15 protein-coding genes are annotated in these 15,924 nt (G+C 46.6%); all 15 read right to left on the bottom strand.

Annotated features, from left to right (window positions below; all coding sequences use genetic code 11):
• Positions 1-24: 24 nt before the first annotated feature.
• Positions 25-891 carry a CvfB family protein gene (locus tag ACXADP_RS10615; RefSeq protein WP_474968619.1) on the bottom strand — a complete coding sequence of 289 codons (867 nt, stop codon included), beginning with the start codon at positions 889-891 and terminating at the stop codon, positions 25-27.
• Positions 892-1,009: 118 nt separating this feature from the next.
• Positions 1,010-1,096, bottom strand: coding sequence for a YjcZ family sporulation protein (locus ACXADP_RS10610; protein ID WP_035531317.1), 87 nt, complete (start codon positions 1,094-1,096; stop codon positions 1,010-1,012).
• An 81-nt stretch (positions 1,097-1,177) separates the two neighbouring features.
• Positions 1,178-2,173, bottom strand: a complete 996-nt coding sequence (locus ACXADP_RS10605) for an LLM class flavin-dependent oxidoreductase (protein ID WP_474968620.1) — start codon at positions 2,171-2,173, stop codon at positions 1,178-1,180.
• A gap of 20 nt (positions 2,174-2,193) precedes the next feature.
• The gene (locus ACXADP_RS10600) at positions 2,194-2,574 is read right to left on the bottom strand and encodes a helix-turn-helix transcriptional regulator (protein WP_027954338.1); all 381 of its coding nucleotides are present in this window, start codon (positions 2,572-2,574) and stop codon (positions 2,194-2,196) included.
• Between the two features lie 140 nt (positions 2,575-2,714).
• Complete coding sequence (locus tag ACXADP_RS10595) at positions 2,715-3,710, bottom strand: zinc-dependent alcohol dehydrogenase family protein (RefSeq protein WP_474971416.1); 996 nt, start codon at positions 3,708-3,710, stop codon at positions 2,715-2,717.
• Between the two features lie 118 nt (positions 3,711-3,828).
• Positions 3,829-4,695 (bottom strand): 3D domain-containing protein, encoded by an 867-nt coding sequence (locus ACXADP_RS10590; protein WP_474968622.1) that lies wholly within the window; start codon positions 4,693-4,695, stop codon positions 3,829-3,831.
• A gap of 324 nt (positions 4,696-5,019) precedes the next feature.
• Positions 5,020-6,636: an ABC-F family ATP-binding cassette domain-containing protein gene (locus ACXADP_RS10585; RefSeq protein WP_474968623.1), complete on the bottom strand. Its 1,617-nt coding sequence runs from the start codon at positions 6,634-6,636 to the stop codon at positions 5,020-5,022.
• Positions 6,637-6,708: 72 nt separating this feature from the next.
• Positions 6,709-8,058: a DUF2252 domain-containing protein gene (locus ACXADP_RS10580; RefSeq protein ID WP_474968624.1), complete on the bottom strand. Its 1,350-nt coding sequence runs from the start codon at positions 8,056-8,058 to the stop codon at positions 6,709-6,711.
• Between the two features lie 65 nt (positions 8,059-8,123).
• A complete protein-coding gene (locus ACXADP_RS10575; RefSeq protein WP_027954343.1) occupies positions 8,124-8,336 on the bottom strand; it encodes a cold-shock protein in 213 nt (70 codons plus the stop codon).
• A gap of 71 nt (positions 8,337-8,407) precedes the next feature.
• On the bottom strand, positions 8,408-8,608 hold the full coding sequence (locus ACXADP_RS10570) for a cold-shock protein (RefSeq protein ID WP_027954344.1): 201 nt from the start codon (positions 8,606-8,608) through the stop codon (positions 8,408-8,410).
• Between the two features lie 255 nt (positions 8,609-8,863).
• Complete coding sequence (locus tag ACXADP_RS10565; RefSeq protein ID WP_474968625.1) at positions 8,864-9,367, bottom strand: superoxide dismutase family protein; 504 nt, start codon at positions 9,365-9,367, stop codon at positions 8,864-8,866.
• A gap of 140 nt (positions 9,368-9,507) precedes the next feature.
• Positions 9,508-13,095: a dynamin family protein gene (locus tag ACXADP_RS10560; RefSeq protein WP_474971415.1), complete on the bottom strand. Its 3,588-nt coding sequence runs from the start codon at positions 13,093-13,095 to the stop codon at positions 9,508-9,510.
• A gap of 71 nt (positions 13,096-13,166) precedes the next feature.
• Positions 13,167-14,213 carry a C45 family autoproteolytic acyltransferase/hydolase gene (locus tag ACXADP_RS10555; RefSeq protein ID WP_474971414.1) on the bottom strand — a complete coding sequence of 349 codons (1,047 nt, stop codon included), beginning with the start codon at positions 14,211-14,213 and terminating at the stop codon, positions 13,167-13,169.
• Entirely contained in the window at positions 14,194-15,048 is an 855-nt protein-coding gene (locus ACXADP_RS10550; RefSeq protein WP_474968628.1) for an alpha/beta hydrolase, read from the bottom strand. Before ACXADP_RS10550 ends, ACXADP_RS10555 begins: the two co-directional genes overlap by 20 nt.
• Complete coding sequence (locus tag ACXADP_RS10545; RefSeq protein WP_474971413.1) at positions 15,041-15,922, bottom strand: gamma-glutamylcyclotransferase; 882 nt, start codon at positions 15,920-15,922, stop codon at positions 15,041-15,043. Before ACXADP_RS10545 ends, ACXADP_RS10550 begins: the two co-directional genes overlap by 8 nt.
• Between the last annotated feature and the right edge of the window lie 2 nt (positions 15,923-15,924).

The raw sequence follows: 15,924 nt of genomic DNA, 5'->3' as shown, positions 1-15,924 counted from the left end.
CTACGAAGTTCGAAGTGCAGATACTCAGTTATGCTTTATAACGGTGCGTCCGTCTTTCTGCTCAATTTTGTCCTGTTTCATCAGCTGGCCAAGCGCACGTTTGAAAGAAGCCTTGCTGATTTGGAACGTTTCCCGGATTTCATCAGGAGAGCTTTTATCATGAAGCCCCATGACTCCGTCGTTCTCCTCAAGGAATTGGAAAATCATCTCGGCATCTTCAGACATGCTTTCCTGTTTTAACGGTCTTAGAGATAGATTGATTGTACCATCTTCCTTGACGTCAATGACACGGCCCTCAATCGTCTGTCCGAGACGCGGTTCTTCTTTACGCTCATGCGGATGGATAAACCCGCGGTAGCCTTCGCCTGTCAACACAGCTGTACCGGCTTTTATGGCCCGGTAAACCCTTGCTGTCACTTCTTCCTTCAACAATTCCGCAGGGGCCGGCTCAAGATCGTCCATCACTTCCTGCTCGCTGATCGGTTCGCCTGTCAACCGGCCTTTTTTATCCAGTTCCAAACTTATAAATAAGTGATCCCCTTCTGCCGGCCAGACTGATTTAAACAGGGGCAGATGGTCAGAGGACACAAGAATATCCTTATCCGGAAGTCCGATATCAACAAATACCCCTGTGTTTGGAGAAATTTCGACAACTTCGGCCCAGCCGTAGGAGTCACGGGTGATTTCCGGAAGATCTGCCACCGCTGCCGCTTCTCCCTTTTTATTCATATATAAAAAGCATGACAGTTCATCACCAAGTTCAACAGACTCGTCCACTTCTTCATCAGGAAGGAAGTATTCTTCATTTCCTGCCGTCACCTTGAATCCATGGGTCACTTTTTTTGTTAAAACAGCTTTTTTTACTGTTCCTAAATATTGTTGTTTACTCACTTTATTCACCCTTTTTGACAAGTCATGTCGTCCATTATATCCTAGTTTGTCTCATTTTAAAATATCACGGGGAATGGAAGCATAAAAAAAGCACGGGGGAAACCCGCGCTTCTGCTTATTAGCACCACCAGGAAGCTCCGACAATAATAAGGAGAATGAACAATACAACGATCAGCGCAAATCCTCCACCATATCCTTTACTCATACTTATTCCCCCTTTCCCTTTTATATATGAGAAAAAGGAGGAATTGGTATGGGTGAATGACTCATTTTTCTCCCGAAGCCATTACGTACGGAACTGTTCAGCAAGCAGACGGTAGGATTCTTTCTTATCCTCCAAGTCGTAAATATTCGTAATGATGAGGAATTCATCAGTCTGGTATTGCTCTGACAATTCGAGCAGACGCGCCTTCACCTGCTGGGGGGAGCCGATAACCGCACGCCGGCGGTTCTGCTCGATTTTTTTCTTTTCGATTTCAGAATACGTACAGCTTTCCGCCTCTTCTATAGAAGGAACACGGGTCTCGAGTCCTTTTTCAACCCGAAGGAGCCACAAATCCTGACTAAGCGCCAGCTTTTCTGCTTTTTCCTCTGTCTCTGCACAGACAACAAAAATACAAACATTCACATCCGGCTGGTCGAGCGAGGGGGAAGGCTTGAACTTTTCCCGGTAGGCCCGCAGTGCATCCTCACCATTGTCTGGACTGATAAAATGTCCGAGTGTGAATCCGGTGCCATTCACTGCTGCATGACGTGCCCCGCGTTCAGACAAACCGAGAATCCACGTTTCCGGCTGTCCCTCTGTTGAAGGCCTTGCGGTCACACCGTAGTAATCGCTTCCCTTAGGCATGGTCCCGTGCAGAAACTGCTGCAGCTCTTTCACCTGACGCGAAAAGGAGCTGAGCGGCTTTTCCAACCCATCCGTCAAGGCCAGTCGTGTTTTCCGGCCGCCCCCGGGTGAGCGTCCAAGACCAAGGTCGATTCTCCCCGGATAAAAAGCCTCCAGCACTCTGAAATTTTCCGCTACTTTCAACGGACTGTATTGAGGGAGGAGGACTCCCCCGGAACCGACACGCATCCGGCTGGTAGCTGCCGCAATCTGACCGATCAGGATTTCCGGAGAAGATCCGGCCAATCCATTCGTGCTGTGATGTTCGGCCACCCAGTACCGGTAATAACCTAGTTCCTCCGTCCAACGGGCCAGCTCAATGGTGTTTAGCAGCGCCTGTTCGGCAGAATCCCCTTTGGATATAGGGCTTTGATCAAGTACACTCAGTCTCACTTGTTGTCATCCTTTCGGGCTTAACGATACACATCTTTCATAATCTGGTTCAATATCTGAATCTGTTCTTCAAACAACAATTTATACCGCTTCTTTAAAACGTCAAATTCTTCTTTCCCCTGGTCGGTTAAATAATACCAGTAAACCTTCTGACGTTTCTTATCGTGGGATTTATAATCTTCTTTCCGATAGAGTAACCCCTGCTCCGTCATTTCATGTAACGTATCCAGAAGTGTTGAAGGTGCCGGAATCCAGTTCTTCGTCAGTTTTTTAAACTCCTGCTTAAAATGTTCACTGATCATCGGCTGGCGGATTTGTAACAAGTGCATGATGTAAAATTTGGTGAACTGGGCTGCGCTCATATTTAATGCAAAACGCTTCGGGTTGTTTTTATGTGACACGGCGATCCTCCCCTTCCTTATTGAATACTTTCATTCTACAATAAATGATGGTAGATTTGTCCAATCATAAGCACATTTGTTCGCTTGATGATGGTTTTATTTTTCATCTCGGAGTTGCTACTAAGTAATAAGAGAGAATATTATGACATTTGAAAGCCGATTTTACCGAAGTTTTTAGTATCACGGATGTACGTGAAAGCTTCCTCCGCTTGATCCAGCGGGAATATCCTGTCGATTTCCGGACGGATGTTATGGTGTTCGATACAAGCGATCATCGACCTCAGCTCCTCTGCACTTCCCATCGTAGACCCCAGCAAATTATACTGTCCGTAAAAGAACGCGCGGATATTCAAGGTGACTTCGTCTTCCGTACTGGATCCGAATGTAACAATCGTTCCCCCTTTACGGACAGCACGCAGTGATTTATTGAATGTCGCGGCTCCTATACTCTCAATCAATAGATCGACGCTCTCACCAGCCAATTCTTCACTCCAATCCGATTCGGTCAGGACTGCTTTATCCGCTCCTGCGTCCAACGCCTGTTTGAGCTTCTCCCTGGACCGTGACGTAACGATCACTCTGGCCCCTTCTGCCTTAGCGAATTTGAGCGCATACGTCAGGACGCCTCCGCCGATTCCTGGAAGCATCACGGTGTCTCCTGATTTAAGGTTCCCTCTTGTGAACAAAGCTCTAAAAGCCGTCAATGCAGCCAGCGAAAGGACCCCTGCTTCTTCCATAGTCAAGTGCTTCGGTTTCATCTCCAGATGGTCTTCTGTACATATGTAAGTCTCCGCAAACGTCCCGTGGTCAGGAAAGCCGACGATCTCAAACCCTTCCGGGGGAACATCACTGTTTTTCTGCCAGCCGAGTCCGGGATTGACTATGACTTCATCCCCTTTTTTAAAACGCGTCACATCTCTGCCTGTTTCCTCAACGATCCCTGAGGCATCTGAACCGGGAATGACAGCTGGATCTTCACCTTTATGCCTTTTTGTAACCACTGCAAGATCCCGACGATTCATCCCTGCTGTATGGATGCGCACCTTCACTTCACGGGAGTCCGGCGTTTTCTCCTCCATCATTTTCACCTGAAGACCTTCCAGACCATCTTTTCCTTCATGTACAATCGCTTTCATCATTTGTCTCCTTTCCAACTATAAGATGTCTTAAGTCTATCAATAAGACTTCCTATATAAAAGAAAAAAGACCTTTTCAGAAGGACTGAAAAGGTCTTTTCGTTTGATAATATTGAATTTAGTCCGCAAGTACCTGTACTTTTACAGTCTGGCGTCCGAAATCAAGAGCGTCACCGCGGTCCTGCATATAAAGATCAACACGGTTTCCGTTGATGGCACCGCCGGTATCACCAGCAATGGCTGTTCCGTAGCCTTCCACATATACTTTAGAACCTAATGGAATGACGTTCGGGTCTACAGCAATAACTTTCTGGTTTGGATTCGCATTTAAATCAATACCTGTGGCTGTTACGCCGCTGCAGCCTGTGCAGTTTGCCGTGTAGGCCGTTGCTTCAGCTGTGATTTCCTTAACTACATCATTGCTCGTTCCTTTGTTTGTGTTCGCTTGAACAGCTTCAGTGGACTCAGCAGATGTTTCTTTTGCGGAAGCATTGCTGGAGCTGCTTGATTTCTGGCTGCTCTCACTGGACTTGGCTGTGCTTTCTTTGGCAGGAGCTGTAGATGTCTCCGCAGCTTTCTGTCCGTCAACCTTGAATTGTTCCCCTGGGTAGATGAGAGTGGAAGATAAATTGTTCCAAGCCATCAGCTGATCGACGGAAATATTGAATTTTTGGCTGATCGCGAACAACGTATCTCCGGATTTAACCGTGTACGTGGATGCGTTCGAAGATTTAGTAGTAGAAGTAGATGCTTGATTGTTATGTGCGTTAGATACGGCTAGTGTTTGACTTGGATAAATTAGATTGGAATTCAGATCGTTCCAAGATTTCAGATTGTTGACAGATACGTTGTATTGTTGAGAGATGCTCCAAAGAGTATCCCCTTTATTGACGGAATATTGTTCAGATTCGTGAGCACTCACAGATGTGGCAAATGCTCCAGTCAAGGCTACGGTTGCTGCAACAGAAAATACAGTTTTTTTCATAGGATAGTGCCTCCCCTTGTTTGTTCGATCACTTTGTATTTTTTGATGTGATCAATTCACAATTACTAGATTACCAGATATTTCGTATAAATGAAGAACAAACAAGCAACAGTTTCGTTGCAAACGTAACATCTATATTTCACTATCATTACAACAGGCAGAAAACCAGCGCCTTTTCGATGATAAAAGCGGAAGATTGACAAAATCCGTCACGCTTCAAGGCACGTTTCAAGGGGATTTAGTCATTCAAAAGGTCGAACAAGGAGGAAATCAAGGGGGAAAAAGAAGAAAAAAAGCCTGTCATTTTGACAGGCTTTTCAGTATTTATGCGTATTGAGCAGCGACCTGCTTTTGAATTTCCGGATCATTCAAATAATCATCATACGTCATTTCCTTGTCTACAAGACCACTTGGCGTCAATTCAATGATGCGGTTGGCGATCGTTTGAATAAACTCATGGTCATGAGAAGCAAAGATAACAGATCCTTTGAAATTGATCAACCCTTTGTTCAAGGCTGTAATGGACTCAAGGTCCAGGTGGTTGGTTGGTTCATCCAGAAGAAGAACGTTTGCACCGGACAGCATCATCTTAGACAGCATGCAGCGGACTTTTTCTCCTCCGGACAAGACGTTCGCTTTCTTCAATGCTTCCTCTCCGGAAAACAGCATACGGCCAAGGAATCCGCGCAGGAACGTTTCTGTTTCATCTTCCGGTGAATACTGGCGGAGCCATTCAACGAGGCTGCGCTCAGAATCGAAGAACTCGGAGTTGTCTTTAGGGAAGTAGCTTTGAGAGGTCGTAACGCCCCATTTATAGCTTCCTTCATCCGGTTCGATCTCACCCATAAGAATCTGGAAAAGCGTGGACTTGGCCACTTCGTTCGCACCTACGAGAGCCACTTTATCATCTTTGTTCAATGTAAAGCTGATGTTGTCCAGCACTTTCACACCATCAATGGTTTTGGACAGGTTTTTAACCGTCAGCAGGTCATTCCCGATTTCCCTGTCCGCCTGGAAGGAAATATACGGATACTTACGGGAGGAAGGCTGGATATCATCCAGGGTGATCTTATCCAATAGTTTCTTCCTGGAAGTTGCCTGTTTGGATTTCGAGGCGTTGGCACTGAAGCGGGCCACGAACTCTTTGAGATCCTTGATTTTTTCTTCCTTCTTCTTATTCTGCTCCTGGGCCAACTTCATTGCAAGCTGGCTGGATTCGTACCAGAAATCATAGTTTCCGACATAGACCTGGATTTTCCCGAAGTCAAGATCGGCGATATGGGTACAGACATTGTTCAGGAAGTGACGGTCGTGGGATACAACGATTACAGTATTTTCAAAATCGATAAGGAAATCCTCAAGCCACTGGATCGCTTTAATATCCAAGTGGTTGGTCGGCTCATCGAGAAGCAGAACATCCGGATTGCCGAACAGCGCCTGGGCAAGAAGGACTTTCACTTTTTCCGAACCGGCAAGCTCACTCATCTGCTTCGTCTGCAGTTCTTCACCGATTCCAAGTCCTTTAAGAAGGCGGGCCGCATCGGAATCCGCTTCCCACCCGTTCATTTCTGCGAATTCACCTTCCAGTTCAGCCGCACGCATGCCGTCTTCCTCGGAAAAATCACCTTTCATATAAATGGCGTCTTTTTCTTTCATGACTTCGTACAGGCGTGTATGGCCCATAATGACCGTTTCAAGCACCTGATATTCATCGTATTCGAAGTGGTTCTGTTTCAAGACCGCCAGACGCTGGTCTTTTTTCAGGCTTACATCTCCGATTTGTGGTTCAATTTCTCCGCTCAAGATTTTAAGGAACGTGGATTTACCTGCTCCGTTTGCCCCGATTAACCCGTAGCAGTTTCCCGGGGTGAATTTTATATTGACGTCTTCGAACAGTTTCTGGTCACCGAATCGAAGCCCTACGTTATTAACTGTTAACATGTCTGAATCCTCCATTGCTTTCGTTTGTAGAACAAGAAAAGTATATCATTCATCCGCTTCATAGAACAGTCATCACGGAGATTTCACGTACTCATTTTCACGACACCATTCGAGAAACAGCTGATAATCCGTGCTGACTCTTTCCTTGTAATGCCTGGACCATAAATTGAGCTCTGTCTGGAAATCCGCCTTATGCCCGCGAATAACCTCCATAATGGCATCCTCACTATGATAGGAAAGGATACCTTCATCGATATCTGCATCCGCCCGCGCATGAATTTTGGCACTGATCTGAGCCATTGTTTTCAGTGTCTTCTTCAGCCGCTTCTCCTCCAACAGATGTTTCGGTTTAAGATCTTTGGAATAAGGCGAACGTTCGCGCACATAATAGTCGCTGTTATTCATCGTAAAGTACCCAAGATACGGGTCGGACAAATGGTGCATCGCCTGCTGGGTGTGAATCACCCGCCGTCCCTGCTGACGATGTTCCGTCCAGAACTGTTCATCATATGGGAAGAAGTAGGCTGGAATGGGCGTGCGCGCTTCCTTGGCTTCCAGTATGATGTCATCTTCATGACTGTCCCCCGATTGGCCTTCTATCAAGATGTAATACCGGTTGAGGCCGGTAGAGCCGATCCCCGAGCCTCGCTTTTTCACGATATCTTTGATCCGGTAAAATTCACGCGGCCGGCGCAGTTTTTGATCAAGGGACTGGTAGTAATCGTCCCATGCTTTAACCAGCTGCTCATATTCCTGTTTCGGTACCGATGCCAATTTCTCTTTGCCGATATCAAAGGAACGGATGGAATCATGCTTGACGATCGTCTGTTTCTCCAGTTCATGGGAAGCCCGGCGTTCTTCTACTTTTTGAATCGCTTTTTTTACAGCGCCTTTACTTTCCTCTTTGGTAAAGTACATCGTCTGTGGATCCTGATCTCTATGATGGAAGGCTTCCATCTGCTTCACGTAATGTTTCAGATAATGATCGACCATCGCATCATGACTGTCTTCAGGATAACCCAGTTGATCCATAGTTAAACGGATACTGACAACCATACGCATCACGTCGTATAAATACGAACCGAGATAGCCCTCATCGAAGTCATCCACATCAAAGACGATATCCTTGTTTTCATTTTGAAACACACTGAAATTATCAAAATGGAGATCTCCCATGATCCATGTCGGCGTTTCATCAGGGGTATGGAACCTGAACGGCAGTTCCGTGGCATCGTGAAAGAATAGATAGGCGCTCCCTCTGAAAAAGCTGTAGGGACTCTCCATCATCTTTTGATACTTCTGCCTGCGCTCCTTCTTCGATAATTTCATTAAATCCCCGTCAAAGCGGTCCAAAATCGTGCCCAGCGTATTTTTTCTGAGTGCTTGTTTCGTTTCCAGCATCTGCTTTACTTTGTTATCCATGGCTGGTTTCTCCTCCTCTCACGGAAAAAAGCGACCGCCCGTGAGCAATCGCTTTTTTTACCATATCATGACTGAGATTTATAATACAGGCTGTTGTTTTCCACAACTTGAAGGACTTTGTTTTCTTCCTTCATATCGCTGCCGCACATTGGACATTTCTTCTCATTGTTCGTACGGAAATTATCCCTCTGCCAGCAGTTGCAGTCATCGGATGAACAAACCCAGATTTTTGTGTCTTCTTCTTTCACTTCAGCTTGATTTTTCTTTCCGAATGCCATTGAAGCAGCCCCCTTTAACTCAATTATGATAGAAAAAAGACTGACTTGCTAAAGCCAGTCTTTTTATGATTTTATAATTTCGTTACGTTTGCAGCTTGTGGTCCGCGATTTCCTTCAGTTACTTCAAACTCTACAGCTTGACCTTCTTCAAGAGATTTGAAGCCTTCTTCGTTGATTGCGCTGAAGTGTACGAATACATCGTCTTCGCCTTCAACCTCGATAAAACCAAAACCTTTTTCCGCGTTAAACCACTTCACTGTACCTGTTTTCATGGAATGGATCCTCCAATATTTCTAAATTAATATGCGTTTTGCTTTAATGAAAAAATCACATATTATAAAAAGTACCAATAGAATTGATCACTCTTTATAATAGGTGATTAGGAAGAATGAACTTCTTAATATTGGTAATTCAACCTTTATACTTACTATACTACGCCTGCGGTTTGAAGTCAAGTACACTCCCTTCACATCACTCTACTTCCATTATATCCGTAAAGGAGGAGCATTATTCCTCCCCATGATGATTTATCCGGATTGAATGACGGCACAGGCGATTCTTTTCCCTGAGCGTCCGCTGGGCTGGGACTGATAATCATCCGGACCTTGATGAATGATGACACTTCTTCCGATAATATCACGGACTTGAAAACGATCGGTAAAGAAAATCATCCGTGCCCTTCCCTGATTGGAAAAAAGCACAGGGAAATCTCCCGCATGATTGCCGTGCGGCTGCTGATCAGGATTCCAGTGCCCCCCGGCCGTTGCAAACGGATCGCTCCCGTCCCCAATTTCACACAATCCCTTTTCGTGGATATGAAAGCCGTGAGGGCCCGTCTGAACTCCGTTTTTTTCCTTTTTAAACGAAGGCAGTCCTTCCACATAAACGAAAACCTCAACACCATATGGCATCTGGTAAAACTGAATACTCCCCTTCAGTCCGGGGGCAGTGGGGCTTGACGAAAACTCAGCAGAAGCTGTCTGTGATGCATACTGCTGCCGGTACATTCCCTGGTTCGGATTATACAACATGTTCGTCACCCTCCTTTCCTGTACACTGTATGCGTCTGATCAGCGGGTGATGATAAAAGAATTTCCCCGGCCGGGGAGGAGGAAGAGAACCCCGGCCGGGGAAAATCGTCTTAGTCTATGGTATGTTTTTCTGTTCTCATTTAGACCTTGGAAAGCTGATCCCAGGCTTTCTCCACCTGTTTCCGGTTTACAGGGGTCCTGTAGTGATTGATCAGCTGATCGAACTGCTTTGCTGTTTCATCGATCCAGGAGCGGCGGGCCGTCGCATATACATCTGCCCATTGAGTCTGGTAATAAGGCGTTACGTCTTTGGAAATCTGCTCCAATTGCTGATGCAGAACATCCGATGCACGTGGAGCGGCCGCTTCTTTCATTTTTTCTTTTTCATTTTTCTCAAAGAAGGATTTCGTCCCCTTGAACATTTTCCTGATCTGATCCTGTTCCGCGGCCGTAAGCTCGATCTCCCCTTCGATCTTTGGAATAGGCATATCAGGAAGCTCAAGTGTATCGAGATGGATGGACGCTTCGATGTGATGGAGGTTTTTTTCAATTTTAGCCCTCGTCTCATCGAGATGCTGTGTAATAAACTGCTCCACACGGACACATACAGCCTTGACTTCCTCTTTCATGTCAAAGGTCATCTCTTCAAACAACTGTTTTTGTGCCTCTTTCACCTGCTCTTTCACATCCTGGTGCCATCCATTAATAGCCGCAGGGTTGAAATGGCGCTTGAACAGATCGTTGAATTGAAGCATCATCCGTTCATGGACATAATGAAGCTGCTTATCCATTTTGTTCTGCACCGCTTTTTCAGCCCCGCCGTCATACTCTTTTTCGAAAAGATCCAGCGCCTGCTGCCTGCGTTCTTCCAGTTGTGCCTTTTTCTTTTTTCTTTCTCCTTCATCCATGTGGCTGCTTTCCACCATGGATTGGACATAATTTTTCACACGCTCCAAATCACTTTCAATGGAAGCCGTCATCACTTGGGATAACTCCTCTTCCAAAAAGGAAGAAAAACCGTCTTCAAATGCCCCCATACCGGAATTTTCATCTTGATGGTATTTTTTCTCTTTCAACCCCAGCAGACTTGAGACCGGGTAAAGCCTCGGATTCCGAATTCCGAATGCACTCAGCTGGGTTTCCACATAGCTTTCCACCTGCTGCAGTTCTTCCTTGGACTGCGCAAGGTCTTTGGCATTGATCAGGAAGAACATCTTATCCATGGCAAAACTGTCCTTGACCCTGCCCAGTTGTTTCAGAAACGTTTCATCTGCTCTTGAGAACGGGTGGTTGTAATAGGTGACAAATAAGACAGCATCGGCATCTTTAATGTACTGAAAGCTGACATTCGTATGACGGGCATTGACGGAATCGGCCCCCGGTGTATCAACAAGCGTCACGCCAGCCCTTGTCCACGCACAATCGTAGTACACATCCATCGACTCGATAAAACAGGACTTGTCCTCTTGGGAAACAAAAGCAGCCAGCTGCTCCCAAGGCACAGACATCCTTCGTCCCAGATGTTTCTTCATCTGCGGATATCCATCGTAAAAGGCTTTTAGGAATGAGCGCTCTTTCTGCTCCCGTGATTTCCACTCCTCCACTTCCATTTCATCCAGTTCCTCCCAGGCTGTTTCCAAGGAAGAAAAAGATGCGTACACAGCAGCAATGTCCTCCAGCATATCCATTTCTGACTTTACGGCAGCTTCTGCCGATTGGTGCGGATGATCACTTGATACAGGAGATATCCGGTTGATGGCTGCTGTTGTCGGATTGGGGGACACAGGCAGAACGTCATCTCCGAGAAGCGCATTGCCAAACGAGGATTTCCCCGCGCTGAAGGCACCGAATAAAGCTATTGTAAACGTCCGGTTGTCAAGCCGGGTCACTTTTTCCTCCAGCCGGCGGGAAAGGTCATCCATGCTTTCCAAATCCTGAATAACAGCCAGGGCCTTCTCTGTCCTGTCTTTCACCTGATCCACAGTTGAACTTGGAGAGGGAGCCGGCCTGCCTTTGGATGGTTCTCCCACTATAAGGTTCTCATCCTCGTCCATGACGCCTGCTGGATGTTCAGGAGCATCAGACACCCGCTCTTCCATGCGCTCCTCATCTTCTTCTGCCTGTTTCCTGTTTTCTGCAGATATCGTGTCAGAAAAACTTTCATGAAGGCGGTTGGAGAACTGCCGGACCTTTTCAATGATGAATTCCAGTTCCTCGTCGATCTTCTCTAAGTCTTCATACGCAGAGAATGCTTGGTCATGTTGATGCAGCACATCCTGTTTTTTTGCTGATACTTCTTCCAAAAAAGCTTTTTTCCATTCTCCGAGAAAGGCTTTGGCCTGCCGTTGAATATCAGCTTCCACTTCATCGGTATATCGAAGAACATAAGCCCCTGTAACCGAAGCCCCTGATTGAACCAGTGTTTCCAGACGTTCTTTTGGATAGTGAAAATCCATTTCCTGAACGATTTGAAGAAGCTCCGTGGAATGGATGCCGTAAGCGTCCAGCAGTTTCATCATCCGTTCCCGCACCGGCCATTTCAACTGTTCTTCCATCGTTTTTTCCAAGGCCTCGTAAAAAGCGTCTTCCCTCATCTGTTTTTCTTCCTCGGTTTTTTTCTTCGCAAACAGCAGACCGACTTTAAAGTCCGGCTGCCGGGAGTGCAGGTAAGCTTCCGCATACTCACGGAGGGCGCTCGGCATCAAGTAGGCATTGGAAACAAACTGATAGATCCGCTTTTCAAACACCTCGTCGGCCGCTTCTTCCAGTTCGCTGTACTCACGGATCAGATCCGGATCCATCGGACTTTCGTCAATGGCCGATTGAAGGTTTTCTCTCTGTTCAAGAAGTTCTTCCCGCTTCTCTTCAAAGGTCTCTTCATAATCTCTGACGGTTTCTTCCATTAAAGCAGCGGCTACGTCATCCGCCTGCTGTTCTATGAGGGAAAAATCCCTGTCAAACAACTGTTGGAAATGGTATTTCAACTGCCTGTACTCATTTTCTTCCATTGCAAAGTCTCTCATGGATGTATAATAGACCGATTCCGGGTGAATCCCCCACTGTTGAAAGGCCGCTTCAACACTTTTTTGGTAGTCGCCAAAAGTAAGCTGGTCCTCTACATGCTTATCCACCTGGTTGATCACCACGGTAAAAGGGGTGTTCCTCTGCTGCATTTCCAATAAAAACAATAGATTTACTTCCGACTGGACATGGTTGTAATCCATAACATAATACATGTAGTCCATCACGTGCAGAGAAGATTCGGTGATCAGCCTGTCTGCATCATTCGTAGAATCTACGCCAGGGGTATCCAGGACAGAAACGTGGGGTGGAAGGAGACTGTCCGGACGGCTGATTTCCAGTCCGGTCACACGTTCACCGTCCCTGCACCATGCCTGTATCGTCTCCGGCTCTACATCCGCTTCGTATTTCACAGGCGCATCTGAAGTGAAATACGCCTTTGTATAGACGGGCCCTGTTCTCAAACGGACAATATTGGCGCTCGTCGGAATAGGACTTGAAGGAAGGAGCCGGCTTTCCAGCAGCGTGTTGATCAATGTGGACTTGCCGGCGGAAAAATGGCCGGCAAAACCGATGACCATTTCCTCCTGCTTGATTTTTTTGATCAGATCCATAACCTTATCTTTTTGTCTGCTCATCCCTTCTTGTTTTAAAAAGGCATAAAGGTTTTGAAGTTTCATGGCATTTTTACGTGTCGTTGTCTGCATCAAAGGTCTCCTTTACGGTTTACGTCTATCCTTATTGTACGCCGCAGACCCCTTCATCTCAATATGGTTTTTCAGGTGATGCCGTCCAGATAGGGAATATCCATAACTGTATCAATCCATCCGAACATTTTTTTAACAGGGGAACGGCGTCCCTTGATCCAGTTGTCGAAGGAAAACGAAACAGCCTGTGCATCACCGCCAAGTCCGAATCGGAGAGAAAGCGTCTCCGGGGAATAACCAGCTGTATGAATCGTACCCGAAGACCGTTCATACTGATCAGAAAAAATCGGACCCGAACGATCGTTCAAAAATTGAAAGGCGTCTTGGGCATCCCACTCCTCCTTCTGTCTGACGATCATTTTGGAAAGCCGCGTTTCTGAATCTGACAAGTGTCTGCGGTTCTCCTGGGGCATGTGGGAGAAATGGTTGGTACAAGCCTGTCCTTCTTTCTTGATCACCCCTCTGGGGGATCCTTCCAAAATAGAAGATCTGCCGGCTTTATCAAAAAGGACATAATTGAATGAATGGCGGTGGGGGAGCTCTTTCAGCAGCTTCTCTGCTTCAACGGTATCCCGGCAGCTCTCCAAAAGAATTCTAGTCAATGTACAGCAGATGAATCCATCTTCCGGGTGAAGACGATTGACGAAGTTGTAGCCAGCACATAATCCATGTTCATTCATGCCATCGGTGCGTCCGATGATCCGCTGACCCGGACCGATGGATGCGGTCCCGTTATCCGGCTGGTAAATCAGGAACCGCCCTTCATAGGTTTTCGGGTTGTAGTCATAGTTGCGGATCATATAGTTGCTGCCAAGCATGATAGAGCATCCGGAACGATCCCATTCCTGCTGCCAGCCGCTGTATTCATGAACGGTTTCTTCAAGGGACCATTGCAGACCTTCCGAAAGCCCCCTCAGCTCTTCCCATAGGAGCGGCGCCCAGTGCATAAGCATCGCTTTCACATGTTCTGTATCTGTTTGATAATGACGGATGGACCGCGGTCTGCGCTGGAGGTGACTTTCATAAAGGAGGGTCTGTTTCAGTCTTTTTCCCTGCTCATATCCGAAATCATCGGCCCGGCCCTTGAACTGGATGACTTCACTGGACAGTTTTTTCATTGCCAGACTCGTCCATTTCTTGAATGATTTTATGAAATCCAGCGTCATACAAGATGTCGTTATGATCGGCCCCTGGAAGAATATCGACTGGACGTTCCCAGATATCTTCCGCCCACTTCTTCAATTTCTCTGCTTCGATAACCTCATCCTCACTGCCGACAGCAATGGTCACTGGTGCCTGCACACCTTTCAGCAGGCCGGGGGTCACTTTCTCGGGAAATCGGGAAACCAACAACCGGAAGGAAAGGGACAGACGGCCGGTATCGGCGAATTCGTCAGGAATTTCAGCGGCTGGAGCCTTTTCAAACCGGTGGATATTCATTTTATATAAGGTCATTAACACCATGACCTTTTTCGTATAGACGGTGTACTCGACATCATCTCCTTCTCCGGAAGGATCAGTTGCGTCGTTTTTATAAACGGGAACGGCCGGATGAAAAAATGGAGCCGTGAAGATGTAGGCATCTCCGATGGCAGGATTTTTCTTGATCAGGCGCAGCAGGTTGGCACATCCCATGGAATGCCCCATCAGTGTGATCCGCTTGTACCCTTTTTTCCTGATATAGTGAATGAAATCAAACAAATCATCATCATACTGTCCGATATAATCCAGGTCACCGCGCTTATTTTTATGATCATAGCCTCTGAGGACCGGAAGAAAAACGTCCGCATCTCTCCGGCAGGCGGAGGCGAACTTTTTCTGCTCCGTTAATTCTGCCGTGATGCCGTGAATGATGATTACCGCCTCGTCGCTATGGGCGGATTGATGGTAAGACATATAGGAAAGCGTAGAAAAATCACGCGCTGTATACATTTTCCATGTGGCTTCAGTCATAGGAACGGCTCCTTTTCTCCATGTATTCTTGGAAATGCTGCACTTTTAAATCATCGAGGAACCTTTGTTTCAACGCCTCGATGTACTCCGTGGATAAGTAACGCTCTCCGCCGCGGACAATCTCTTCAGCATAGTGGAAGGGCGGAGGTGAGTCTTCTTTCTTAGAGAGCACGGTGAATGTGACAGCCTGCAGGACTGAACCATCATCCGTTTTCACCGGCACGATGGCAGGTCTGTATGCCCCTGCTTCCACCCCTTCCCGTAAAAAAAGGTATTGAAGGGCCTGCTTGTTGATTCGATAAAGGACACCTTCCACTTTTTGCTTCACGCCCTCTCTGATATCCGCTCTTGCTCCATCATTCAAATGGTAAGAAAAGGCTAAACAATAGTCATCCAGCGTTCCTCTTCCTATGACATCCCCAAAGAGATGGTGGACCTTCTGGGTAATGAACCGGGCATCATCCATGCAGGACCCGTAGGCGAAATAAATGTAGGAGTCTTGCTGAAGGAACTGATGAACCTTCCAGTCGTTATGAGGAATCGATTGCTTCGCCACTCCGTTCCAGTAATAGGTTTCTGCCATAACGGAGTCTGTGTCCCAAAAGACTTCTGTTTCTTTCCTATACCAATTCCCATCCCCACTTCCTGGTTGAAAGCCTTCGAAATTATCAAGCAAAGATAATAAAGCGGGCGGAATATGATAGAGTTCTCCATACGTCCATGTATGCTGGTCTTCCAAAAGAAGCGGTTCATATAAGGGCCCGGAATGAAGCGTGCCCCTTACAAAGGCCTGAGCGGATACAAGCTCTGCTTCTCCCAATAGGTGATGATTGTCCTGACCTGAACATAAGGATCCATAAACAAATACGTACACGG

It is taken from the genome of Halobacillus sp. AWH4_228, assembly GCF_056158365.1.
Note: the sequence above shows the minus strand (reverse complement) of the source record. Positions and strands in the feature narration are given on the sequence as shown.